The organism is Curtobacterium luteum, assembly GCF_014646995.1.
Classification (GTDB): Bacteria; Actinomycetota; Actinomycetes; order Actinomycetales; family Microbacteriaceae; genus Curtobacterium; species Curtobacterium luteum.
This window is the reverse complement of sequence record NZ_BMOI01000003.1, coordinates 103,735-127,838: the sequence shown is the minus strand read 5'-3', so window position 1 is coordinate 127,838 and position 24,104 is coordinate 103,735. Positions and strand designations below refer to the sequence as shown.

Here is a 24,104-nt window from a genome sequence, read left to right as displayed (position 1 = left end):
CTCGGCACGCCCGCTAGGGTCGGACGTGTGATCGACGTCGTGGTGTCCGGGGTCCTGTTCGACATGGACGGGACGCTCGTCGACTCCACCGCGGTCGTCGAGGCCGCGTGGACCCGGTTCGGCGACGAGCACGGCCTCGACCCGGCCGAGATCCTCGGGTTCTCCCACGGCCGTCAGACCATCGACACGATCCAGCGCTTCCTGCCGGACCTGCCGCGCGCCGAGCAGCAGGTGATCGTCGACACGATGATCGCCGCCGAGATCGACTACGTCGAGGGCATCGTCGAGGTCCCCGGCGCAGCCGCGTTCGTCCGGCGGCTGCAGGACCTCGGTGTGCCGATCGCCCTCGTGACGAGTGCCCCGCGGGAGCTCGCCGTGAAGCGCATGATCGCCGCGGGTGTGCCCGTCCCGGACGCCCTCGTGCCGTCCGAGGACGCCGAGCGCAGCAAGCCGCACCCGGAGGGCTACCTCCGCGGCGCCGCACTCCTCGGGGTCCCGGCGGAGCGCTGCCTGGCGTTCGAGGACGCTCCCGCCGGGGTCGAGGCGGCCGTCGCCTCCGGTGCGACCACGATCGTCGTGGGGGAGCTCTCGAGCCCGGTCACGGAGGGGCTGCCACGGATCGCGGGGTACGACGGGCTGACCGTCGAGCGTGAAGGGTCCGCTTTCCGCGTGCGGGGCTGAGCAACGCCTGCCGACTGCGAGCCCGTCCAGCGGCGGACGACGACCGTGGGGTCCGCGGCCGGAAGTACCGGGCCGTGGAAGGAACGACCATGGCAGCCCTCGACGGCAAGAAGATCCTCGTCATCGCGACGAACTACGGCGTGGAGCAGGACGAGATCGTCGTCCCCACGGACCAGCTCCGCGAGCGCGGCGCCGACGTCACCGTGGCGGCGCAGGAGTCCGGCTCGATCCAGACGCTGGTCGGCGACAAGGACCCGGGCAAGTCGGTGCCGTCCAACACCACCATCGGCAGTGTCAGCGGCGCTGGTGACTACGATGCGCTCGTCGTCCCCGGTGGCACGATCAACGCCGACACCATCCGGCAGGACTCGGACGCGGTCGCGCTCGTGCAGGCCTTCGCGGACGCCGGCAAGCCCGTCGCGGCGATCTGCCACGGCCCGTGGACCCTCATCGAGGCCGGTGTCGTGTCCGGCAAGACCCTCACGTCGTTCCCGTCGCTGCAGACCGACGTCCGGAACGCCGGTGGCGAGTGGGTCGACCAGGAGGTGCAGGTCGACGGCGGCCTGATCACCTCCCGGAACCCGGACGACCTGCCCGCCTTCGTCGACGCGATCGAGCACGCCCTCACGGCGTCGGCGTAGCCCCCAGCGGGACGGGGTGGGCGGTCCACAGCGTCGCGGGCCCGACGACGAGCACGCCGTCGGACTCGGGATCGCACCGGACCCCCGCCCGTCCCCGCATCGCCCGGAACGCCCCCGGAGCGACCTCGTGGTCCATCCACGCGCACGGGTTCGCGGGCCGGTACCCGCGGAAGCGCACGACCCCGTCCCCGCAGTCGAGGGCGAAGGGCGCACCCCGGAGTGCCTCGACGTCGGCGCCGCGGAGGACCACGTTGCGTCGGGTCGCCGCCGGGTCGACGGGGGCGCCGACCGAGCGGGCCACGTCCTCGAGTCCCTCGATCCCCACGACGGTGACGCTCGCGTGGACGTGCGCCCGCGCGGCGAAGTAGCGGTCGCCGACGATCCCGAGACCGGCACGCACCTCGACGCGGTCACGCAGCTCGGGCCCGGACGGGTCCGCGGGCAGCGCGCCGTCCGCCGGGCGCCCCTCGTAGCGGTGCCGGGGCGACGCGAGGAGCAGCACGATCTCGACGTCGGTCCGGCAGGGCAGGCCGTCCGGCGCTGCCACGGGCTCGTCGGTGGTCACGGGACCAACGCTAGCCGTGCCTCCCGTCCGGCGCTGCCGTGTCCGATTCCCGCCAGTCGATGTCGGTGAGCCGTGCGACGCTGGACCCGTGACCAGCACCGGGACCGACCACCTGCACGCCGAGCGGTACCGTGTCGTCGCCTCGCGCGACGCGCGGTTCGACGGTCAGTTCGTCACCGCGGTGCACTCCACCGGCATCTACTGCCGGCCGTCCTGCCCAGCACGGACGCCACGTGCGTCTGGCATCACCTTCTACCGGACGAGCGCCGCCGCCCACCTCGCCGGGTTCCGTGCCTGCAAGCGCTGCCTGCCCGAGGCCACGCCGGGCAGCCCGGAGTGGGACCTCCGCGAGGACGTCGCCGGCCGCGCGATGCGGCTCGTCCTCGACGGCGTCGTCGAACGCGACGGCGTGCCCGGTCTCGCCGCCCGTGTCGGCTACTCCGAGCGGCAGCTGAACCGCATCATGACGACCGAGCTCGGTGCCGGACCGAAGGCGCTCAGCCGGGCACACCGGGCACAGACCGCGCGGACGCTGCTGACCTCGTCGGACCTGCCCATCGCCGACGTCGCCTTCGCCGCCGGGTTCGCGAGCGTCCGCCAGTTCAACGACACCGTGCGCGAGGTCTTCGCGGTCACGCCGACCGAGCTCCGCGCACGACGGACGCTGCGGCCCGTCGGCGACGGCGCCCTGCACGTGCACTTCCCGGCACGCGCGCCCTTCGACGCCCAGGGGCTGCTCGAGTGGCACGCGCTGCACGCGCTGCCCGGCACCGAGCAGGTGGACGTGGACGCCGACGGCCGGGTCACCTCGTACGGACGGCTGGTCTCCCTGCCGGGAGGCGCGGGCTGGTTCCGCGCGACGGCCGCCGCCGGGCGGGCGGCCGGGATCGACCTGCGGGTGCGGGTCGAGGACCTGTCCGACCTCCCCACGCTGGTCGCCAGGGTCCGCGCACTCTTCGACCTCGACGCCGACCCCGTCGCCGTCGACGCCGTGCTGACGACCCTGCCCGAGCTCGCACCCGCGGTCGCGCGCGTCCCGGGCATCAGGCTGCCCGGCGCGGTCGACCCGCACGAGGTCGTCATCCGCACCCTCATCGGGCAGCAGGTCTCGGTCGCTGCGGCCCGCACCGCGCAGACCCGGCTCGTCGCCGCACTCGGCGCCACCGCGCCGGAGTCGGTGCTGCCCGGCGGCCGGCTCTTCCCCACGGTGGACGCGATCGCCGAGCGCGGCGGGTCCGTCCTCCGCGGTCCTGCGGCCCGGGTGCAGACGATCCTCCGGGTCGCCGCGGCGCTCGCCGCCGGATCGCTCGTGGTGGATGCGGGGCAGTCCCTGCAGGAGCTCCGCGAGGGCCTGCTCGCGGTGAAGGGGATCGGCCCGTGGACCGCCGACTACGTAGCGCTCCGTGTCCGGCACCACCCCGACCTGTTCCTGCACAGCGACCTCGCGGTGCGCAACGGTGCACAGGAACTCGGGTTGCTCGGTGCGGTCCGCGAGCTCTCCCTACGGTCGGAGCAGGTGGCCCCGTGGCGGAGCTACCTGACGATGCACTGCTGGCGACCGATCGTCGACCGCGCGATGGCGACGGCCGGCGTCGGCCACATGACGACTGCGGCTGCGGCCGCCCGGAAGGACGAACGATGACCGACGCGACGATCCAGACGCTGGACACCCCCGACGGCCCCTTCACCGTGCTCGAGGACGCCGAGGGGCGGGTTCTCGCCTCGGGCTGGACCGACCAGGCCGACCGGGTCCTCGCCCGGATCGCCGAACGGTACCGGCCGGGCCGGGTGCTCGACGGCCGTGTGGCCTCGGCCGACGCCGTCGACGCGTTCTACGCGGGGGAGCTCGAGCACGCGATGCAGGTCCCGGTCCGGCAGGCCGGCACCGAGCTCTTCGCGGAGGGCTGGCGGCAGCTGCGGAACATCCCCGCAGGCTCCGTCCTGACCTACCGCGAGTTCGCGGCCGCCATGGGACGACCCGATGCCGTGCGGGCCGCCGCCAGCGTCTGCGCGCGGAACGCTCCCGCGCTCTTCGTGCCCTGCCACCGGGTCCTCCGCAGCGACGGCACGCTCGGCGGCTTCGCGTGGGGCCTCGACGTCAAGCGGTCGCTGCTCGAGCGGGAGTCGGTCGGGACGACGGCGCTCGTCTGAGGGCTGCACCGCGCCGTCCTCCCCTCATTGCGGGTGTTGGCGAGCCTCGCCCGGCCTGCCATGCTCGCAGGACACCTCCCGCACGGTCCGTCCCGAGGACCCGGCGAACCGCCGTCGCACGACCTCTCGAGGACCACATGCACCCTCCCGTCCCGCCCCGGACCGTCGACCGGACCGTCGTGTCCGCGGACGGCACCGCGCTCGCGGTGACGGAGACCGGCAGCGGGCCGGCGCTCGTCGTCGTGGGCGGCGCGTTCGACCACCGCGGGACCCCGTACCTCGAGCGGCTCGTCGCAGCGCTCGCCGACTCCTACCGGGTGGTCACCTACGACCGGCGGGGGCGCGGTGCGTCGGGCGACACGGCGCCGTGGGCGATCGAGCGCGAGGTCGACGACCTCCGCGCGGTCGTCGGGTCGGTGCCCGGTCCGGTGACGGCGTACGGCAACTGCGTCGGCGCCGGGGTGGTCATCCACGGCCTGGCCGCGGGGGTGCCGATCAGCCGGGCGGTGCTCTTCGAGCCGCCGTTCCGGGCGAGCGTCGAACACCACGTCGACGACGTCGTGTTCGCGGACCTGCTGGACGAGCACGTCGCGGCGGGGCGTCGGTCCCAGACGGTGCGGGCGTTCCTCGCGCACGTCCTCGGCGTGCCGATGGGTCAGGTCGCCCTGCTCCGGCTCCGACCGGGGGTGTGGTCGGCCCTGCTCGGTGACGCCCACGTGCTGCCCCGCGACGTCCGCGTCCTGAACGGGCTCGCCATCCCGGAGCGCATCGCCGCCTCGGTGGGCGTCCCGGTGCTCGTCGCGTCCGGCGATCGCGGTCCGGACTTCATGCGTGAGGCCGCGCGCGCGCTGGCGGAGGCCGTCCCGGGGGCCGCGCACCTCGAGCTGCCGGGGCAGTGGCACCGTCCGGAGCCCACCATGGTGCGGCGGACGATCGACCGGTTCGTGGGCGCCGCACGGCCGGGGGCTCCCGGGCGGTGACCGCGCCGGGCGCCCGGGCGGTGACCGCGCCCCGTCCTCCGGGGGCGCTGCACTCCTGCGAAGATGGTCCCGTGACCGCACCCCGTCTCGGACTCCTGCTCGACGTCGACGGCCCGATCGCCAGTCCGGTGACCCGGACGATCGCGATCCCGAGCATCGTCCATGACCTCGTCGCCCTCGCGGCGGAGGGCATCCCGATCGTCTTCAACACCGGCCGCAGCGACGCGTTCATCCGCTCCGAGGTCGTGGCGCCGCTCCTCGCCGGTGGGCTGGCCGAGGGTGGCCGCGTGCACGCCGTGTGCGAGAAGGGCGCGGTCTGGTGCTCGATCGGACCGCAGTACGAGGGCGGCATGGGCGAGCTCACCGTCGCCGAGGACCTCGCACTGCCTCGCGACTACGCCGACGAGATGCGGGAGCTGGTGCGCGCCGAGTACGCGGACCTGGTGTTCTTCGACGAGACGAAGCGCGCGATGGTCTCGATCGAGCAGCGGGTGGAGGTGCCGAACGCCACGTACCTCGAGCGGCAGCCGGAGTTCGACGCGAAGGCCATGGGAGCGCTCGTGCGCCGGGGACTCGGGGTCCGCCGGCTCGACGACGTCCGACCGGCAGCGGACGGCAGCGTCGCGTGGCGCATCGACCCGACGATCATCTCCACCGACGTCGAGTCGGACCGGAGCGGCAAGGACCTCGGGGCCGAGCGGTCGCTCGAGCTCCTCGCGGCCGACGGGGAACTGCCGGTCGCGTGGCGGACGATGGGCGATTCCCGCAGCGACTACGCGATGGCGGACTGGCTGCACGCGAACGGCCACGACGTCGCCCACGTCGACGTCCGGCCGGCCGACGGGGTCCCGGCGACGTCCTACCCGGTGCTCACCGCTCCTGAGGGCGTCATCCACGACGAGGCGGGCGCACGCTTCCTGCGGGACTGGACCCGCGCGGCCTGACGCGAGCCACCGCCGGGCGGCACCTGCCGCACGGAGGCAAGCCGAGCCTCCCGGCCGTTCCGTGGTGGGAGGACCGTCCACGCGGACGCTTTGCGTGTCGGGGTGGTACACCAGTACCCTCACGGGGTCCGCCGCCAGCCGATGACGGGAACCACCCCATGGCAACACCGCTCCGTGTCAAGTCGATCGAGGCCTCCCTCGCCGACTCCGAAGAGCAGGGCCGCTCGCTCAAGCGGTCCCTCAAGACGTTCGACATCGCCGCGATGGGGATCGCGGTCGCGGTCGGCGCCGGCATCTTCTCCGTCGGCGCGAACGCCGCCGCGAACTTCGCCGGGCCGAGCGTCATCGTGTCGTTCGTCCTCGCGGCCGTCACCTGCGGCCTCGCGATCATGTGCTACGCCGAGTTCGCGTCCACGATCCCCGTCGCCGGCTCCGCGTACACGTTCACCTACGCGACCATGGGCGAGCTGCTCGCCTGGATCGTCGGCTGGGACCTGATCCTCGAGACCCTGACGGCCAGCGCCGTGATCGCGAAGTACTGGGGCATCTACCTCAGCACCGCGTTCGGGGTCTTCGGCGTGGACCTGCCCTCCACGATCCAGCTCGGCCCGATCGGCTTCACGTGGGGCCCGGTCCTCATCGTCGGCGTCTTCACGGTGCTGCTCGCGTTCGGGACGCGGCTGTCGTCCCGGGTGTCCGCGGTGATCACCGTCATCAAGGTCGCGATCGTCGTCTTCGTGATCGTCGCCGGCGCGTTCTTCGTCAAGGCCGCCAACTTCACGCCCTTCGTGCCGCCGGCCGAGCCGTCCAAGGGTGCCGAGGGCGGCGTGCTGACGCAGTCGCTCGTGTCCTTCGTCACCGGGCAGGCCCCGGCCCAGTACGGCGTCTTCGGGCTGCTCGCGGCCGCGTCGCTGGTGTTCTTCGCCTTCATCGGCTTCGACGTCGTCGCGACGAGCGCCGAGGAGACCGAGAACCCGCAGAAGACCCTGCCCCGCGGCATCTTCATCGGTCTCGGCATCGTGACGCTGCTCTACGTCGGCGTCAGCATCGTCATCACCGGCATGGTGTCCTACCAGCGGCTCGCGCAGGAGGACGCGCCCTCCCTGGCGTCCGCGTTCGACATCGTCGGGCTGCCCTGGGCGGCCGGCATCATCGCCATCGGGTCGCTCATCGGGCTGACCACCGTCGTCATGGTCCTGCTGCTCGGCCTGTCGCGCATCGTGTTCTCGATGAGCCGTGACGGTCTGCTGCCGCGCTGGTTCTCGCAGACGAACCCGAAGACGCAGACCCCGGTGCGGGTACAGGTCGTGGCGGGGATCGTCGTGGCCTTCATCGCCGGGTTCACCGCGGTCGACAAGCTCGAGGGCATGATCAACATCGGCACGCTGTCCGCGTTCGTGCTCGTGTCGATCGGCATCGTCGTGCTGCGCCGGTCGCGGCCGGATGCTCCGCGGGCCTTCCGGGTGCCGTGGTCGCCGGTGCTGCCGATCCTCTCCGCGGCGTTGTGCTTCTGGCTGATGCTCAACCTCGAGGTCGAGACCTGGATCCGCTTCGTGATCTGGCTCGCGATCGGCTTCGCCGTCTACTTCGGCTACAGCCGTCGGCACAGCCGGGTGGGTCAGGCGCTGCGGTAGCGCGCTCGGCGCGTCCTGCGGGACGCGTCCGCAGAACGAAAGTCGGCTCGAACCAGCGGAACCCGTGGTTCGAGCCGACTTCGGTCGTGCAGCCGCAGGCCGCACCGCGTCACGCGCCGACGACGAGCGCGATCCCGAAGCCGAGCATCACGACCGCCACGAGGCCGTCGAACACCCGCCAGGTGAGCGGCTTCGCGAAGAGCGGTCGGAGCAGCCGTCCGCCGAAGCCGACCGCGGCGAACCACACGCAGCTCGCGAGGACCGCTCCGACCGTCCACGGCCACCGTTCGACCGGTCCCTGCTGGTTCGCCACGGAGCCGAGGAAGACCAGCGTGTCGAGGTACACGTGCGGGTTCGCCCACGTGAAGACGAGCATGGTGGCCACCGCGGCGCGCGCGGTCACCGCCCGGCCTGGAGGCGCGGCACGCCCCGTCCGCGCTGCCCCCGTCGTCGACGTGGTCGGGTCGGGTGCTGCCGTCGCGCGGCCGGTCCCGGTCCCGGTCGCGGTGGGCGCGGCGACGGGTGCGGCGGTGGCGGCGGGCGTGGCGGGCTGTGCTTCGCGCCCCGCGGCGGACACCGCGCCCCGGTCCGGCAGGGCGCGATGTCCGACGAGGGGCGCGGTTGCCTCGGCCGGGTCCGCCGCGTCCTCGAGCCGGAGCGCCTGCCCCACGGGACGGAGTGCCCGTCGCGCCGCGAGCACACCGTACGCCACGAGGAACGCCGCGCCGACGAAGCGCACCACCACGAGCGCCACCGGGAACCGCTCCACGACAGCACCCACCCCGAGGACGCCCGCGACGATGAGGACGGCGTCGGATGCGGCACAGACCACGACCGCAGCAGCGACCACGCGGAGGCCGGCGGACACCGCGAGTCGCAGCAGGTAGGTGTTCTGCACACCGATGGCGACGATGAGGGCGAGGCCGGTGCCGAGGCCGGAGAGGAGCGGGACGATCACCCTCCGACGCTAGGCGTCGAACTGCCTGAAGCCCAGTTCACGTTCCTGCACCACCGTAAGCTGTGCTGATGATCCGGCTCCAGCGCGAGCACCTCGAGACCCTCCTCGCCGCGGTCGACCACGGCACGCTCGACGCTGCGGCCCGGGCGCTCGCCGTCACGCCCTCCGCGGTGTCCCAGCGGATCAAGGCGATGGAGCAGCAGGTGGGCCGGGTGCTCCTCCGGCGGACGTCCCCGGTCACGCCGACCGCCGCGGGGGAGATCGTCCTCCGGCACGCACGGCAGGCGCGACTGCTCGACGACGAGACGGCCCGGGCGCTCGACGGCGAGACCGGGACCGTCCCGTCGATCCCCCTCGCGGTGAACGCGGACTCCCTCGGCACCTGGTTCCTCGACGCGCTCGCCCTCGTGCGCGCCGAGACCGAGGTCGTCTTCGACCTGCACCGCGAAGACCAGGACCGCACTGCGGAGCTGCTCCGCGCCGGCACCGTGATGGCCGCCGTGACGGCCGAGGCCGACCCCGTCCAGGGCTGCTCGTCCGTCGCCCTCGGCGTCGACCGCTACCGGGCGGTCGCGGCCCCGTCGTTCGTCGACCGGTACCTCGCGGACGTCGACCCGACGACGGCGAGCGAGCGACGCGTGCTCGACCGGTTGGACCGCGTGCCCCTCGTCGACTACGACCGTGCCGACGACCTGCAGCAGGGGTACCTCCGACGGGTCCTCGGGCACGCCCCCCGCGGGCCACGGCACTTCGTCCCGACCTCGGCGGACTTCGCCCGGGCCGTGGGGCTCGGGTTCGGGTGGGGCCTCCTCCCCGAGGCGCAGTGCACCGACCCGCTCGACCGCGGCGAGCTCGTCGAACTCGTGCCCGGACGGAGGGCGGACGTCGCGCTGTGGTGGCAGCGGTGGAACCTGGCGTCGCCGATGCTCGAGCGCGTCACCGAAGCCGTCCGGGCGACGGCCGCGGAGCACCTGCACCCGCCACGGTGACCCGGACCGCGCAAGACGGACCGACCTGAGGGACCTGCGACCGGACCCGACGCAGCGGCGAGGTCATGCTGAACCGAACCACGACCGTGGCTACGTCCCCGGGGGCAGCCGTCATCGCCGTCCTCCTGGTCGGGTGCGCCGACGCCGACGTCCGACCCAACCTCCGCGTGCTTCGACGGTCCGCTCTGGCCCGTCAACCGTGCAGCGCGGGACGCGGGACGCGGGACGCGGGCTCGGACGAGGAGCGTCGCCGATGCCGACCGCGTTCGCGCACGACCCCGGCGCGGCGCGCTCGGTCGAGCAGTGTGTTGTGATCGCGGCGGACCGCTGACCGGATCGGTCGTCAGCTCTGGCAGCGGGGGCACCAGTAGGTGTCTCGGAGCGTGAGCTCGGACTCGCCGAGCTCGCCCCGGCGGATCGGCGTCCCGCAGCGCAGACAGGGCTTGCCGGCGCGTCCGTAGACCCACAGTCGGCGACCCGGGCGGTCCACACCGGTCGTCACCCGCGCGTTGCGGTCACGGTTCGCCGCGATGAGTCGGCTCGCGAGGGCGATCACCCGTGCCGGGTCGGCGACCTGCCCGACCGGACGGGTCGGCAGCACGCCTCGGAGGAAGCAGAGTTCGGCGCGGTAGACGTTGCCGAGCCCCGCGAGCACACGTTGGTCGAGCAGGGCGAGCCCGATCGGCCGCTCCGGGTCCCGCGTGAGGTTCGCGAGCGCGAGGTCCGCGTCCCAGTCGGACCCGAGGAGGTCGGGGCCGAGGTACCCGACGATCTCCGGCTCCTGCTCCCGGGGGACCACCTCGAGGATGCCGAGCGTGAAGCCCACCGTCGAGACGTCGGCGGCGTCGAGCACGACACGGGCCTGGTGCGCGGGCCGCCGCCACCGCTCCCCGGGGGCGTAGACGTCCCAACGGCCCTCCATCTTCAGGTGCGAGTGCACGGTCAGGTCGCCGATCCGGTGCAGCAGGTGCTTGCCGCGGGGGACGACCTCGTCGACCGTGCGGCCCACGAGGTCGAGCGTCGCGAACGCCGGTACGCGGAAGTCGCTGCGGGTGAGCTCCTTGCCGGCGAGTGCGGCGTGCAGCCGGTGGGCGGCCCGGTAGACGGTGTCGCCCTCAGGCACGGAGTCGCACCCCCTGCGGTGTGGCGGTGAACCCGGCGTCACGGAGCGCCTGGCCGAGCGGGGCCTCCAGCACGAAGGCGCCGTCGACCCGTTCGACCGACAGCTTGCCGAGGCCCCGGCGCACCGTCGACGCGATCGACACGGCAGCGGCGGCGAGGTCACCCGGGTCGTCGCTGAAGGTCAGGACCGACTTCCCGCCGCGTTCGACGTACACGGTGAGCGCGCCGTCGACGAGGACCACGAGCGCACCCGCCTTGCGCCCTGGACGGTGTCCGCGCCCCGACTGCTTGTCCGGCACCCCGGCTCCGGACGCGGGAACGGTGCCGGCCCCGGACGCGGGATCGGTGCCGACCCCGGCACTCGTCACCGCGGCGCTGTCCGTGCCGGCGCCCGACGCGTCGGTCGGCCACGGCAACGCCGCCCCGTACGGGTTCGCGGGGTCGGTGGCGGCGAGGGTGATCGCCTGCCGGTCACGCTCCGGGTCGGCACGCTCGTCGTCGTCGAGGTCGCGCGCGAACGTCCGGAGCCGGTCCACCGTCGGGCCCGTCGCGAACTGTGCGGCGCCGAGGCCCTCGACGAAGTAGCCGCGACGTGCTCGGCCGGACTCCTCGAAGCGGGCGAGCACGCGGTAGACCCCGGCGAACCCGCCCCGGACGCCCTCGACCTGCACGGCACCGCGGGTCACGACCCCGTAGCGTTCGAGCAGTTGCTCGGCGGTCGCGGCGGCGCGGACGGTGGCGTCGGACTGTGCGAGGGGCAGGATCGACCAGCGACCGCCGACCGTCGGTGGTCCGGACTGGCTCGGCAGGGTGGGCCGGCGACGCCCGCGGTAGGCGCGGGTCCGCGGCGTGCTCGTGCTCTTCGCCTTGCCGGCGAGCACGGACCGGAGCGGCGCGAGGGTGTCGTTCGTGATCTGCCCCGCCCACACGAGGTCCCAGAGCGCGGTGCCGAGGGCCTTGTCGTCGGTGCTGCCGACGGCCTGTGCGAGCTGCCGGAAGAAGTACGCGCCGCCGCCGGCGAGGGCTCCGAGCACGTCGCGCTGCAGCTCGGTCGTCTCGCCACCGTCCGGCTCCGCCAGCGTGGTGTCCGCCGTCTCGGCGAGGTGGAACCGCACCCAGCCGTCGTTCCCCGCCAGGGTCCCCCCGCCGGACCACAGGACCTCGCCGGTCGCCGTCAGTTCGTCCAGCATCGACGGGGTGTAGTCGGTCACGCGCGAGGGCAGGACGAGCGACTCCCACGCACTGGCGGGCAGTGCGACCCCGGCGAGCTGGTCGAGGACCTGCAGCACGCCGTCGATGCCACGCAGACCGCCGCGGGCGCCGGGAGTGTGGACGTGCTGCCACGCGGGCAGGAAGCGGGCGAGGGTGTCGGGCGACACCGGCTCGACCTCGTGCCGGAGCGCGGCGAGCGACTTCGTGCGGATGCGGCGGAGCACCTCGGCATCGCACCACTCCGCGCCCTGTCGGTCCGGGCGGAACTCGCCCTCGACCACGCGGCGGTCGGCGGCGAGTCGGCGGAGGGTGTCCTGGACGACGGCGACCCCGAGGCCCAGGCGTGCTGCGGCCTCGTGCGCGGAGAACGGCCCGTGTGACCGTGCGTACCGGCCGACGAGGTCGCCGAGGGGGTCGGCGACGGGCTCGACGAACGCGGTCGGCACACCGATGGGCAGGGGGACCCCGAGGGCGTCGCGCAACCGCGAGGCGTCCTCGATGACGGCCCACCGCGTCTGGCCGGCCTGGGAGAACGACAGCACCCGACGATCGCGTTCCAGCGTCTGCAGGGCAGCGGCGACCTGTGCGGTGTCGTCGTCGGCGGCGACCCAGCTGCGGGCCGTGAGCTCGTCGAGGTCGAGCGCGCCGACGAGCCGCAGGACGTCCACGAGCCCCTCGGCGTCACGGGCCCGGCGGTCGGGGGAGAGCCGCTGGAGGTCCTGCTCGACGGACGCGATGACGGCCGGATCGAGCAGTTCACGGAGCTCGGCGCGTCCGAGCAGCTCGCCGAGGAGCGTCGAGTCGAGTGAGAGCGCCGCCGCTCGCCGCTCGGCCAGCGGGGAGTCGCCCTCGTACATGAACGCGGCGACGTAGCCGAACAGCAGCGTCCGGGCGAACGGCGACGGCTGCTCGGTCTCCGTCTCGACGAGCTTGATCCGTCGCCCGGCGATGTCGTCCGCGATCCCGAGCAGCGCCGGCACGTCGTAGACGTCCTGCAGCACCTCGCGCACGGTCTCGAGCACGATCGGGAACGTCGGGTACTTCTGCGCGACCTCGAGCAGCTGGGACGCCCGCTGACGCTGCTGCCAGAGCGGCGACCGCTGCCCGGGGTTCCGCCGGGGCAGGAGCAGCGCCCGCGCCGCACACTCCCGGAACCGGGCGGCGAAGAGCGCGGAGCCGCCGACCTCGTCGGTCACGAGGACCTCGAGCTCGTCGCGGTCGAAGACGAACAGGTCGGCTCCGGGGGGCTCCGCGTCGGTCTCCGGGATGCGCACCACGATGCCGTCGTCGGCCGCCATGGCGTCGCCGTCGATGCCGTGCCGCTCCCGCAGCCGGGCTCCGACCGCGAGGGCCCACGGCGCGTGCACCTGCATGCCGTACGGCGAGTGCATGATCATCCGCCAGTCGCCGAGCTCGTCGCGGAACCGTTCGACCACGAGGGTCGTGTCGTTCGGCACGTACCCGGTCGCCGCGCGCTGGTCGCGGAGGAAGGTGAGCAGGTTCGTCACGGCCCGCTCGTCGAGGCCTCCGGCGGACACCCGGGCCCGCGCGGCGTCGTCGGAGGCGCCCTCGACCTCGCGGACGAACGCGCCGGTCGCGGCACCGAGCTCCGCGGGTCGGCCGAGTCCGTCGCCCTTCCAGAACGGCACCCGTCCGGGCTGCCCGAACGCCGGGCTCACGAGGACGCGGTCGTGCGTGATCTCCTCGATCCGCCAGCTCGTCGCCCCGAGCGCGAAGACGTCGCCGACGCGGGACTCGTAGACCATCTCCTCGTCGAGCTCGCCGACACGCGAGGCCCGTTCTCCGACCATGAACACGCCGAACATGCCGCGGTCGGGGATGGTGCCACCGCTCGTCACCGCGAGGCGCTGCGCCCCCGGACGTCCGGTGAGGGTGCCGTGCACGCGGTCCCACACCAGCCGGGGCCGGAGCTCGGCGAACTCGTCGCTGGGGTAGCGACCCGTCACGAGGTCGAGCGTGGCCTCGAACGCGGAGCGCGGCAGGCCGCTGAACGGCGCGCTGCGGCGGACGAGCTCGAACCAGTGCTCGACGTCGACGGTGTCCACGGCACCGGCCGCGACGGTGTGCTGCGCCAGGACGTCGAGCGGGTTCGCCGGCACGCTGATCGACTCGATCTCGCCGGCGACCATGCGCTCGACCGTGACGGCGCTGTTGACGAGGTCCGCGCGGTGCTTCGGGAACAGCACGCCCCGCGAGATCTCCCCGACCTGGTGCCCGGCGCGCCCGACCCGCTGCAGGCCGCTGGCCACCGAGGGCGGGGCCTCGACCTGCACGACGAGGTCGACCTCGCCCATGTCGATGCCGAGCTCGAGGGAGCTCGTCGCGACCACGCAGCGGAGTCGTCCGGACTTCAGGTCGTCCTCGATGATGGCGCGCTGGTCCTTCGACACCGAGCCGTGGTGGGCCCGCGCGAGCACCGGGACGCTGACGTCGGAACCGCCCCCGGCGGTCTGCCCGGACGCGCCGATGACGTCGGCCGGCGGTCGCTTCGGCTGGGCGACGGGGGCGTGGGCGGACGCGCGGCCCGGTGACTGCGTGACCGGCACCGGACCGGTGGCTGCGCCGACGCCGGCGGCCACGGGCTCACCCGCACCCGACGCGGCGAGCACCCGCTCCTCGTGGATCTCGTTCAACCGCGCGGTCAGCCGTTCGGCCAGCCGCCGCGAGTTCGCGAACACGATGGTCGAGCGGTGCTCCTCGATCAGGTCGACGACGCGCTCCTCGACGTGCGGCCAGATCGACCCGTTCGTCGGGGACTCGGTGGCGTCCGCACCGACCGGCGGGGCACCGAGCTCGGTCATGTCGTCCGCGGGAACCACGACCCGCAGGTCGAAGGTCTTCTGCGCGGGCGGCGCGATGATCGTCACCGGAGCACGGCCGCCGAGGAACCGTGCGACCTCTTCCGGGGGCCGGACGGTCGCGGACAGGCCGATGCGCTGGACGGGCCTCTCGAGCAGGTCGTCCAGTCGCTCGAGGGACACCGCGAGGTGCGCGCCGCGCTTCGTCGAGGCGACCGCGTGGACCTCGTCCACGATGACCGTGTCGACGTTGACCAGGGTCTCGCGCGCGCTCGAGGTCAGCATCAGGTAGAGCGACTCGGGCGTGGTGATGAGGATGTCCGGCGGCTGCCGGAGGAGTCGCTGCCGGTCCGACGACGGGGTGTCGCCGCTCCGGACCCCCACGGTGACGTCCGGCGGTTCGAGTCCGAGACGGCGGGCGGTCTGGGTGATGCCCACGAGCGGGCTCCGGAGGTTGCGCTCCACGTCGACGCCGAGGGCCTTGAGCGGCGACACGTAGAGGACCCGGGTCCGTTGCTTGGCCGGGGGACGGTCGGTCGCGCTGATGAGCCGGTCGATCGACCACAGGAAGGACGCCAGGGTCTTGCCGGACCCGGTCGGGGCGATCACGAGCGCGTGCTGGCCCGTCGAGACGGCGTCCCACGCTCCGGCCTGCGCGGCGGTCGGGGCGGGGAACGCGCCACGGAACCACTCCGCGGTCGCGGGGGAGAAGCGCTCGAAGACGTCCGTCATGGTCCGTCCCATCCTGCCCGCGGCCACCGACAACGGGCCGAGGGACGAGCGGGGCGCCGCACCGGTGGCGCGACGCCCCGCTCGGGACCGATCAGAACGGGAGGACGAACCCGTGGTACTCGTACGAGGCGACTGCCGAACGCTCGCCGTCGACGATCTGTACGGCCGTGATGGTCCGGTCACCGCCACCGAACTGGAGGCCGGGGAGGTCACTGCCCCAGTACCCTGCCGTCGGCGTGCCCGTTCCGCCTGCGTGCACGGTGACGGTCTGCCCGCGGTACGAGACCTCGATGATCGCACCCGGCTGCGCCGTCCCGACGACCAGCGCGGGCGCGCTCGCGCTGTCGGAGACGAGGACGTGGTCGATCGACGGTGCCGTGCCGTGAGGCACGGCAGTGGTCGGTGCGGCGTGCACCGTCGCGGGAGCCGCGATCGCAGGAGCGGCGGTCGCAGGAGCGGCGGCCCCGATGCCCGTGACCGCGACACCGATGGCGAGGGCGGTCGAGGCGATGGTCGTGGTGATGGTCATGGTTCGTTCGTCTCTTTCTTCGTCCGGCGGCCGTCAGGAAGGGATCGCGAAGGTCGTCCGCGACGAACCCGAGGCGTGGTCCTGGTAGACGACGTTGCCCGCGGGCCAGCTGCCCTCACCCGGTGCGGTCGCGATCGTGATGGTGGTGCTCCAGCGGCCGTCGTCGCCCACGACCGCCACGCCCTGCGACCAGCCGGCCGAGCGGACGTAGACCACGGCGCCCGGGGTCGCCGTCCCGGAGAGCCGGGCAGAGGAAGCTCCGGTCCGCTCGACGCCCGAGACGACGAGGGCGCGGAGCGCTGCCTCGGCGTGCGTCGGCTGCGGGTAGACGCCGGTCAGGTCGAACGTCGTCTGCGCCCAGCGTCCGTCGGGCGCCACGACGAAGGCCGAGTTGCCAGCGAGGTTGCCGCTCAGCACGCTCCTCGTGGTGTAGGACCAGTTGCCCCGACCGTCGGACCGGACCTGCTCGTTGAGGACGTTCGCGCCGACGATCGAGAGGTACACGTCGCTGTTCGGCGTCGCCGTCCCGCGGATCGTGACGCGGGTCTCGGGGAGGAACGCTTCGGGCGTCGTCACCGTGATGACCGGAGCGGCCGCTGTGGTCGCGGTCGCGCTGACCGGGTGCGCGGCCGGAGCGGCGGACGCGACAGCCGGAGCGGCCAGCACTCCTCCCGAGAGGAGAACAGCGGTGACCACGCCGCCGAGGATCTGCTTCTGCATGTTTCTTGCCTTCCTTCACGCGCCATGTGACGCAGAGAGCCGTTCGTGCACCGCGGTCGGACCGCTTCGCAATCCAGGTCATTCCCAGGTGGACATGATGCGCGCGATGCGTCAGCGATGTATCGTTACTACATCGCGATACCACGAAGGCCGATCGGTCAGACCGCATCGCGAGCCGACTCAGCACGACGGAAGGACACATCATGCGCTTCGACGACATGAACCCCCAGCAGCACCAGTACCCGCGCGGCCCCCGGTTCGGCGGCCCGCGGCACCACCACCACGGCGCCGGCTTCCCCGGCCGCGACCGTGGCGACCACCCGCGCGGCGGCTTCGGTCCCGGCCGCGGCTTCGGACCCGGGTTCGGCCCGGGCTTCGGTCCCGGCTTCGGCGGCGGCCCGGGCTTCGGCGGGCGGGAGCGTCGCCGTCGCGGCGACGTCCGCCTCGCGATCCTCGGCCTCCTGGCCGAGGGGCCGCAGAACGGCTACGCCGTGATCAAGACGATCGCCGAGCGCACCGGCGGCGCGTGGAAGCCGAGCCCCGGCTCGGTGTACCCGACGCTCCAGCAGCTCGTCGACGAGGACCTCGTCGTCTCGACGGGTGACGGCCGGAAGACGCTCTTCGAGCTCACCGACACCGGCCGGGCGGAGGCCGAGGCGAAGGCGGACGAGATCGCGGCCGCGTTCGAGGCGCCCGGCATGCCGGACGCGCAGCGCGCGTTCGTCGAGTCGCTCCGGAAGACCATGGGCGTCCTGCACATGTACCGGACGACCGCGACGGACGAGCAGATCGCCGCGGCGACCGACAGGGTCGACCAGCTCCGCAAGGACCTCCTGCAGATCCTGGCGGACTGACCGCGTGACCCGGTGACGGACGGGAGGCACGGTGCCAGCTGGCACCGCGCCTCCCGTCCGTCTGTCGGTCGCCACCACCCCCGAGACTCGGGCTGAGCGACCGATCTCGCGCTCCACGGCGTGAGACCGGTCGCTCTCCACGAGTCTCGCCTCCGGTGCCGCGAGTCTCAGGTCGGGCAGCGCGAGTCTCGCCTCCGGTGCCGCGAGTCTCGCCCTGCGCGGCGCTACGCGCCGTCGCCCACGAACGCGGCGACGTCGGCCAGCTCCGCGGCCGACACCGCGTGCGGCAGTCCCGCGTACTCCCGATCGGTCACCTCGGTGTGCGCCGCGGCCCACACCTGCGTCCGAGCGGTCGCCTCCGCCGGGATCACCGGGTCGAGGTCGCCGTGGCCGAGGAACACGCGCGGACGGACGGCTGCCACGGCCTCGTCCCGGGAGTCCGTGACGCCCGGCACCACGAACCCCGACAACGACACCGCGAACGCGAAGCCCGCCGGCCGCGCTCGCAGCGCCTGCAACGCCATCGACCCGCCCTGCGAGAACCCGAGCAACCCGATGCGCGGGTGGTCGGCGGCGACGGCGTCGATCCAGTCGAGCACCGCGGCCACCGCCTCGTCCACGGGGCCGAGCGCGGGCGACCCCGGTGTGCCGAGCGGGTACCACGCGTACCCCGGGCCCCACTCGAGCGGCGCCCGCAGCGAGGCGACGGTCCACGCGGGCGGCAGCGCGGGTGCGAGTCCGAGCAGGTCGCGCTCGTTCGACCCCACCCCGTGCATCGCGACGAGCAGCGGGGTGCCCGCACGCTCGGACGGGCCACGGGTCCGCTGCACGAGCTCGCTGTCGATCATGCGGCCAACGCTAGCCGTGGCGTCCGTCGAACTCGCTGCCGTGCCTGGTAGACACGGTGCATGGCCTCGCTGCGCACCCCCGACCCCGACTCCGGCTGGCTGTCCGACGAGGAACTCGCGAACATCCGCCGCCGCCTGCCGATCTGCTACGTCGAGGCGATCCCGGTCCGCACGGACGGCCTCGGCGTCGTCACGGAGGTCGGGGTGCTGCTCCGCGTCGCTCCCAGCGGGTCGATCGCGCGCACGCTCGTCTCCGGGCGGGTGATGTACGGCGAGTCGATCCGCACGGCGCTGTTCCGGCACCTCGAGAAGGACCTCGGGCCGATGGCGTTCCCGCAGCTGCCCTCGAGCCCGACGCCCTTCACGGTCGCCGAGTACTTCCCGCTGCCCGGCGCGTCCGTGTACACCGACGAGCGGCAGCACGCGATCTCCCTCGCGTACGTCGTCCCGGTGACGGGGACGTGCGAGCCGCGGCAGGACGCCCTCGAGCTCACGTGGATGAGCCCGATGGAGGCCGCGTCCGACGCCGTGGCCGACGAGATGGAGGGCGGCCGCGGGGCGCTGCTCCGTGCGGGACTCGCCTCGGTCGGCGCGCTGCACTAGCGGACACGCTCGGCGCGCCTGCCGACGCACGATCACGGCGGTGCCGCGTGGCACCGCACAACCGAAGTCGCTCCGCACTGCGCGAAACCGTTGTGCGAGTCGACTTCGGCTGTGCGGACCTCAGACCGCGGCCGCGACGCGCACGTCCGCGCGACGCACACGCCCGCCCCGCGCACACGCCCGGCCCACACACGACGGAGCCCCCGGGACCACATGGTCCCGGGGGCTCCGCAGCTCGGTCGGTGTGACCGGCTTCAGTGCTTCTCGTCGCGGAGGGAGTCGGCGACGCCGTGCGCCGCGTCCTTCACGTCGTCGACGCCCTGCTTGGCCGACGCCTTGGCCTGGTCGGTCTGACCCTCGGCCTTCAGCTTGTCGTTGCCGGTGAGGTTGCCGACGCCTTCCTTGACCTTGCCGACGAGCTTCTCGCCGGTGTGGTTCTCTTCGCTGCCAGCCATACGGTCCCCTTCCAACGACGGACGATTCCCCGTCGGCCGCTCGCGCGGCGTCCGGTGCAGGCGAACATACGCCCGACGCCCGAGCACGTTCGGAGGGGACGTCGAGGTCCGGGGGACGACGAGCCTCAGTGACGGTCGGCAGCGCCGGCCGGACGGGAGGCGCGACGCGACCCACGACGACGGCCCGCGCCCGACTCGGGGCCGGCCCCGCGACCCGCGGCGTAGCCACCCTCGGACGACCACACCGGCGCGGAACCGCCCCGGACGACGTCGCTCGAGGCTCGGCGGCTGCCGCCGCGGCGCTGGCCGCCGGACGCGGCGGCTTCGGACCCGCGGCCCCCGCGACGCCCGCCCGAGGCGTCGGAGCGCTGCGCGCCACGGCCACCCTCGGAGCGCTGCCCGCCGCGACCGCCCTCAGCCTCCGCCGGGCGACCACCACGGCGGGTGCCGGAGCCGGCCGCCCCGGTGGCGGATGCGGACTGCGCGGCCTGGGCCGTGCCTCCCGACCGACCGCCGCGGCCACGGCGACGACCGCCGCCCGTGCCCTCGGACTCGACCGAGCGCTGCTTCGGCGCGCGCTGCTGCTGGGCCGGCTGCTCCGGGGCCACGTGGCGGATCGGAGCGACCTCGCCGACGAGCTCGGTGACGGCCGGCGAGGCAGACGTGACCTGCTGCGGCGCGACCTTGATCGCCGCGGCGCGCATCATCTGTGCGACGTCGCGGCGCTCGGCCGGCAGCGAGATCGTCACCACGTCGCCCGAGGACCCCGCGCGCGCGGTGCGGCCCGAACGGTGCAGGTACGCCTTGTGCTCGGTCGGCGGGTCCACGTGGACGACGAGCTCGACGTTGTCGACGTGCACACCGCGGGCGGCGACGTCGGTGGCGACGAGGACGAGCGCCTCACCGGAGGAGAACTTGGCGAGGTTGCGCTCCCGGGCGCCCTGCGACAGGTTGCCCTGCAGGTCGACCGCCGGAATGCCCGAGCTGGTGAGCTGCTTCGCCAGGCGCTTCGCGTGGTGCTTCGTGCGCATGAACATGATGCGACGACCGGAGCCCGAGGCGAGCGTCCGGACGAGGTCCTTCTTCGCGTCGGCGTCCGGGACCTCGAACAGGTGGTGGGTCATCGCCTCGACGGGGCTGTTCGCCTCGTCGACGGAGTGCATCACCGGGTCGTGTAGGAACTTCTTGACGAGCTTGTCCACGCCGTTGTCGAGCGTGGCGGAGAACAGGAGTCGCTGCCCCTGCTCGGGTGTCGCCTGCATGATCTTCGTCACGCCCGGCAGGAAGCCCATGTCGGCCATGTGGTCCGCCTCGTCGAGGACGGTGACCTCGATGTCGCCGAGGTTCACGTGGCCCTGCTGCATGAGGTCGGCGAGCCGGCCCGGGCACGCGACGACGATGTCCACGCCGCCGCGCAGGGCGTCGACCTGACGGCCCTGACCGACGCCGCCGAAGATGGTGGTCGTGTTCAGGCCCATGGCCTTGGCGAGCGGCGCGAGGGTCGCGTCGATCTGCGTCGCGAGCTCACGGGTCGGGGCGAGCACGAGGGCGCGCGGGCGTCCGGCGCGACGCTTGCGTCCGCTGGCGGCGAGGCGCGCGGCGAGCGGGATCGCGAACGCGATGGTCTTGCCGGAGCCGGTGCGACCGCGGCCGAGCACGTCCTTGCCACGGAGCGAGTCCGGGAGGGTGTCGGCCTGGATCGGGAACGCGGTCTCCTTGCCCTGCTGGGCGAGGACGTCGACCATCGGCGCGGGGACGCCGAGGTCGGAGAAACGGGTGTCTTGCATGGTGTCGGTCATCGTGACCTTCCCAGCCGGTCGGGCCGGCTGTGGGCGCACGTGCGATGCAGTGCGCGGGCGGGATGCGCGCCGCCGGTGGTGGCTGGCGCAGTCGCCGCAGCAGAGAAGCCTGGGCACCTCCGTGAGGTGCTCGATCATCGACCACGCAGGTGGTCGGGAGTCGGGGCGTCCGTACGACGCACGAGGCGATCGGCGCCTCGAGTACCGCAAGCATAGCGGACGACCCCCTCGGACCGGGGGTCCTGCGCGTTCGCCGACCGCGTGGGAGGATTCGGGGGTGCGCTCCGGAACCGTCCTCCTGACCGTCGCCACCGCGCTCGTCGCGGTCCTCGGCACGGCGTCCTGCGCCACCGCGGCACCCGCGTCCTCGTACCGGAACCTGCCGACCTCGGGCATCCCCGACTACCAGCTCGGTGGCTCGTACACCCCTCCGCAGGGCGTCACCATCGTCGAGCGCGACAGCACCGCACGCCCGGCGACGGGGACGTACTCGATCTGCTACGTCAACGGGTTCCAGACCCAGCCGGAGGACGCGGCGATGTGGAAGCGGGACCACCCCACGGCGATCCTCCGTGACCGGAAGGGCACGCCGGTGTCCGACCCGGACTGGCCGGACGAGATGCTCCTCGACACCACGACCGGAGCCAAGCGGGCGACGATCGTGCGGGTGCTGACGAAGACGGTCGCCCGGTGCGCCGAGCGGGGCTTCGACGCCGTCGAGTTCGACAACCTCGACTCGTGGACACGGTCGAAGGGCAAGCTCACCCGCTCCGGGAACCTCGCGCTCGCCGCCGCGCTCGTGCGGGTCGGGCACGGCAAGCAGCTCGCGGTCGGGCAGAAGAACACCCCGCAGCTCGGGGCGTCGGGACGGAAGCAGACCGGCTTCGACTTCGTCGTCGCCGAGGAGTGCTTCGTCTACCAGGAGTGCGGCGCCTACACGAAGGCGTACGGGAAGCGCGTCATCGACGTCGAGTACACCGACAACAGCAGGCGGCCGTGGTCCAGGGTGTGCGCGTCGACGAAGCGGCCGGCGATGACGATCCTCCGGGATCGCGACCTCGTGACGCCGCGCGACGACGCGTACGTGTTCGAGCACTGCTGACGCCGTGCCGCGGCACGGTCGGCCGGGAGGCTCGGGTCGCTCCCGCCCCGCCGGTCACGTGATCGGGCGCCTGGTCGGCCGGGAGGCGCGGACGCCCCCGCCTCGACGGTCGCGTGGTCGGGGCGCCTGGTCGGCCGGGAGGCGCGGACGGCCCCGCCTCGACGGTCGCGTCAGGCGGGCCAGGCCTCGTGCACGGCGGCGGCTGCCTGGTCCGCCGACAGCCCGGCGCCCCGCGCGGCCACCGCGAGCGCGTGTGCCGCCTCGGCGACCTCGGGCGGGACCGCCGCCGGCCGGACCACCCGCGTTCCGGCGCCCCGTGCGGTGTGCACCAGCCCGGACTCCTCCAACAGCTGGTACGCCCGCGCGACCGTGCCCGCCGCGAGTCCCAGCTCGTCCGCGAGCCCACGGACGCTCGGGAGCCGCTCGCCGTCGACGAGGTAGCCCGCCTGGATCTGCGCTGCGATCTGCGCGCGGACCTGCTCGAACGGCGGGACGCTGCCGCCGCGGTCGAGTGCCACCAGACCGTTCATCTGCACCTCGCTAGAAGTCGTACTGCTCGCCGACGGGGATGGGGACGGACACGGTGTTGCCCGGGGGAGCGAGCGGACACGCCCACGCCGGGTCGTACGCGCAGGACGGGTTGTACGCGAAGTTGAAGTCGAGCACGAGCTCGTCGTCGTCGCCGCCGAGGTCCGCGCCCTTGATCGTGTCGAGCAGGTAGCGGCCACCGCCGTAGGTGCCGCGGGCCTTCCCCGCGCTGGCGTCCTTCACCGGGACGAAGATGCCGCCCGCGTAGCCGCCGTGCGACCACACGTCGAGCGAGCCGACACCCGGGATCCGCACCACGCCGAGCCGGTCGAAGTGCACGATGCCGTCCGTGCCCGTCTCGACGTCCATCGCCTGCGGCTCCGTCGGTTCGATGCGCGCACGGAAGCGCCAGTCCGGGTCGTAGGTGGGGACCGGCAGCGACTCGAAGTCGGCCGCGTCCTCGGGCAGCAGCGGTGAGGCCGGGTGGTCGGCGTACATCGCATCCCGCGTCTCGCGCCACATCGCGTGCGCGGTCTCCGGGTCCGGTGTCGCGCGGACCCGCCGGTACAGGTCGAACGTCATCCGGCGCCAGTCGATCGTCGCGAGGGTGGTCGCGACCGTCGGGTCGACGGACGCGTCGACGGTCCGGGGCTCGTGTCCTGCTCGCAGGTCGCTCACCCGTTCAGGCTACGCCCGGCGCGCTCGCCGGTGCCAGCACGACCCCGCGGGTCGGGCGGGTCGGAGCCGGGACACGCGGTCACGCCGGGCGGCGCCACGTCGGGGCGAGCTGTCGCATCCGCAGGGCGCGCCACTGCCAGATGACCCACATGCCCGGCCAGAGCAGGAGACCGAGGAACGCGGGCCGCATCCGGTAGGTCAGCCGGTCGAGCAGCAGGGTCGTGCCGTCGCCGAGGTCGACGGTCGCCATCCGGTGCGCCATCGTCATCCGTCCGAACAGCCCCGACACCCCGCCGCCGTTGTCGCGCTGCACCGGGACGCCCTGCACCTCGTACAGGTCGATGTCCACGTGGGTGTCGCCGCTCGGGAACAGGCCGAAGGCGTCCGCGGCGATCGGGTGCGGCGTGCCGGGCGTCCAGCGCTCCGGGAAGCCCTGGGGCGCCCGTGACCGGTAGCGCAGGAACGGCTTCGTGACCGCGACCATCACGGACGGCGAGAGGAGCGCGTCACGGACAGCGTCGACCGGTGCGTCGAGGACGGTTCGGAGACCCACGTGCATG

The 24,104-nt window shown here is 73.5% G+C and carries 23 protein-coding genes; 11 read left to right on the top strand and 12 right to left on the bottom strand.

From position 1 onward, the window contains the following. Positions 1 to 27: 27 nt before the first annotated feature. Positions 28 to 681, top strand: a complete 654-nt coding sequence (locus tag IEY20_RS05285) for an HAD-IA family hydrolase (protein WP_229727881.1) — start codon at positions 28 to 30, stop codon at positions 679 to 681. An 89-nt stretch (positions 682 to 770) separates the two neighbouring features. Continuing rightward, entirely contained in the window at positions 771 to 1,322 is a 552-nt protein-coding gene (locus IEY20_RS05280; RefSeq protein WP_022902358.1) for a type 1 glutamine amidotransferase domain-containing protein, read from the top strand. On the opposite strand, the gene IEY20_RS05275 is transcribed toward IEY20_RS05280, so the two are convergent. Then, positions 1,306 to 1,887, bottom strand: coding sequence for an MOSC domain-containing protein (locus IEY20_RS05275; protein ID WP_229727880.1), 582 nt, complete (start codon positions 1,885 to 1,887; stop codon positions 1,306 to 1,308). The genes IEY20_RS05280 and IEY20_RS05275 overlap by 17 nt on opposite strands. An 88-nt stretch (positions 1,888 to 1,975) precedes the next feature. Between IEY20_RS05275 and IEY20_RS05270 the strand changes: the two genes are divergently transcribed. The 5 genes from IEY20_RS05270 (at position 1,976) to IEY20_RS05250 (ending at position 7,596) form a co-directional block, all read left to right on the top strand. Then, on the top strand, positions 1,976 to 3,529 hold the full coding sequence (locus IEY20_RS05270; protein ID WP_175328324.1) for a DNA-3-methyladenine glycosylase 2 family protein: 1,554 nt from the start codon (positions 1,976 to 1,978) through the stop codon (positions 3,527 to 3,529). Then, positions 3,526 to 4,038: a methylated-DNA--[protein]-cysteine S-methyltransferase gene (locus IEY20_RS05265; RefSeq protein ID WP_022903226.1), complete on the top strand. Its 513-nt coding sequence runs from the start codon at positions 3,526 to 3,528 to the stop codon at positions 4,036 to 4,038. Before IEY20_RS05270 ends, IEY20_RS05265 begins: the two co-directional genes overlap by 4 nt. Before the next feature lie 137 nt (positions 4,039 to 4,175). After that, positions 4,176 to 5,018 carry an alpha/beta fold hydrolase gene (locus tag IEY20_RS05260; protein WP_175328323.1) on the top strand — a complete coding sequence of 281 codons (843 nt, stop codon included), beginning with the start codon at positions 4,176 to 4,178 and terminating at the stop codon, positions 5,016 to 5,018. Between the two features lie 71 nt (positions 5,019 to 5,089). Then, entirely contained in the window at positions 5,090 to 5,962 is an 873-nt protein-coding gene (locus tag IEY20_RS05255) for a hypothetical protein (protein WP_022903188.1), read from the top strand. Between the two features lie 158 nt (positions 5,963 to 6,120). Continuing rightward, complete coding sequence (locus IEY20_RS05250) at positions 6,121 to 7,596, top strand: APC family permease (RefSeq protein ID WP_175328322.1); 1,476 nt, start codon at positions 6,121 to 6,123, stop codon at positions 7,594 to 7,596. A 109-nt stretch (positions 7,597 to 7,705) separates the two neighbouring features. Here IEY20_RS05250 and IEY20_RS05245 read toward each other — a convergent pair whose 3' ends face one another. Further along, a complete protein-coding gene (locus IEY20_RS05245) occupies positions 7,706 to 8,554 on the bottom strand; it encodes a LysE/ArgO family amino acid transporter (protein ID WP_204620590.1) in 849 nt (282 codons plus the stop codon). 68 nt (positions 8,555 to 8,622) lie between these two features. On the opposite strand from IEY20_RS05245, the gene IEY20_RS05240 reads away from it, so the two are divergent. Then, positions 8,623 to 9,543: a LysR family transcriptional regulator ArgP gene (locus IEY20_RS05240; RefSeq protein ID WP_204620589.1), complete on the top strand. Its 921-nt coding sequence runs from the start codon at positions 8,623 to 8,625 to the stop codon at positions 9,541 to 9,543. A gap of 343 nt (positions 9,544 to 9,886) precedes the next feature. On the opposite strand, the gene IEY20_RS05235 is transcribed toward IEY20_RS05240, so the two are convergent. The 4 genes from IEY20_RS05235 to IEY20_RS05220 all read right to left on the bottom strand — a co-directional run bounded on the left by IEY20_RS05235 (position 9,887) and on the right by IEY20_RS05220 (position 16,677). Continuing rightward, on the bottom strand, positions 9,887 to 10,666 hold the full coding sequence (locus IEY20_RS05235) for a DNA-formamidopyrimidine glycosylase family protein (protein ID WP_031273170.1): 780 nt from the start codon (positions 10,664 to 10,666) through the stop codon (positions 9,887 to 9,889). Next, on the bottom strand, positions 10,659 to 15,428 hold the full coding sequence (locus tag IEY20_RS05230) for an ATP-dependent helicase (protein ID WP_175328321.1): 4,770 nt from the start codon (positions 15,426 to 15,428) through the stop codon (positions 10,659 to 10,661). The genes IEY20_RS05235 and IEY20_RS05230 overlap by 8 nt, the downstream gene beginning before the upstream one ends. 91 nt (positions 15,429 to 15,519) lie before the next feature. Next, entirely contained in the window at positions 15,520 to 15,957 is a 438-nt protein-coding gene (locus tag IEY20_RS05225) for a hypothetical protein (RefSeq protein WP_175328320.1), read from the bottom strand. Between the two features lie 33 nt (positions 15,958 to 15,990). Then, positions 15,991 to 16,677 carry a hypothetical protein gene (locus tag IEY20_RS05220; protein ID WP_175328319.1) on the bottom strand — a complete coding sequence of 229 codons (687 nt, stop codon included), beginning with the start codon at positions 16,675 to 16,677 and terminating at the stop codon, positions 15,991 to 15,993. A gap of 203 nt (positions 16,678 to 16,880) precedes the next feature. On the opposite strand from IEY20_RS05220, the gene IEY20_RS05215 reads away from it, so the two are divergent. Then, positions 16,881 to 17,531 carry a PadR family transcriptional regulator gene (locus tag IEY20_RS05215; protein ID WP_229727879.1) on the top strand — a complete coding sequence of 217 codons (651 nt, stop codon included), beginning with the start codon at positions 16,881 to 16,883 and terminating at the stop codon, positions 17,529 to 17,531. Between the two features lie 224 nt (positions 17,532 to 17,755). On the opposite strand, the gene IEY20_RS05210 is transcribed toward IEY20_RS05215, so the two are convergent. Then, a complete protein-coding gene (locus tag IEY20_RS05210; RefSeq protein ID WP_175328318.1) occupies positions 17,756 to 18,379 on the bottom strand; it encodes an alpha/beta hydrolase in 624 nt (207 codons plus the stop codon). A 60-nt stretch (positions 18,380 to 18,439) separates the two neighbouring features. On the opposite strand from IEY20_RS05210, the gene IEY20_RS05205 reads away from it, so the two are divergent. Beyond that, positions 18,440 to 18,982, top strand: a complete 543-nt coding sequence (locus tag IEY20_RS05205) for an NUDIX hydrolase family protein (RefSeq protein ID WP_022903196.1) — start codon at positions 18,440 to 18,442, stop codon at positions 18,980 to 18,982. A gap of 254 nt (positions 18,983 to 19,236) precedes the next feature. On the opposite strand, the gene IEY20_RS05200 is transcribed toward IEY20_RS05205, so the two are convergent. Both IEY20_RS05200 and IEY20_RS05195 read right to left on the bottom strand, forming a co-directional pair. Continuing rightward, on the bottom strand, positions 19,237 to 19,437 hold the full coding sequence (locus IEY20_RS05200) for a CsbD family protein (protein WP_022903197.1): 201 nt from the start codon (positions 19,435 to 19,437) through the stop codon (positions 19,237 to 19,239). Between the two features lie 125 nt (positions 19,438 to 19,562). Next, the gene (locus IEY20_RS05195) at positions 19,563 to 21,224 is read right to left on the bottom strand and encodes a DEAD/DEAH box helicase (RefSeq protein WP_175328317.1); all 1,662 of its coding nucleotides are present in this window, start codon (positions 21,222 to 21,224) and stop codon (positions 19,563 to 19,565) included. Positions 21,225 to 21,513: 289 nt separating this feature from the next. On the opposite strand from IEY20_RS05195, the gene IEY20_RS05190 reads away from it, so the two are divergent. Continuing rightward, complete coding sequence (locus IEY20_RS05190) at positions 21,514 to 22,338, top strand: endo alpha-1,4 polygalactosaminidase (protein ID WP_175328316.1); 825 nt, start codon at positions 21,514 to 21,516, stop codon at positions 22,336 to 22,338. 170 nt (positions 22,339 to 22,508) lie between these two features. On the opposite strand, the gene IEY20_RS05185 is transcribed toward IEY20_RS05190, so the two are convergent. The 3 genes from IEY20_RS05185 to IEY20_RS05175 form a co-directional block, all read right to left on the bottom strand. Next, a complete protein-coding gene (locus IEY20_RS05185) occupies positions 22,509 to 22,868 on the bottom strand; it encodes a GntR family transcriptional regulator (protein ID WP_175328315.1) in 360 nt (119 codons plus the stop codon). Between the two features lie 10 nt (positions 22,869 to 22,878). Then, positions 22,879 to 23,448: a DUF1684 domain-containing protein gene (locus IEY20_RS05180; protein WP_175328417.1), complete on the bottom strand. Its 570-nt coding sequence runs from the start codon at positions 23,446 to 23,448 to the stop codon at positions 22,879 to 22,881. Positions 23,449 to 23,623: 175 nt separating this feature from the next. After that, complete coding sequence (locus IEY20_RS05175; RefSeq protein WP_175328314.1) at positions 23,624 to 24,103, bottom strand: hypothetical protein; 480 nt, start codon at positions 24,101 to 24,103, stop codon at positions 23,624 to 23,626. Position 24,104 lies beyond the last annotated feature (1 nt).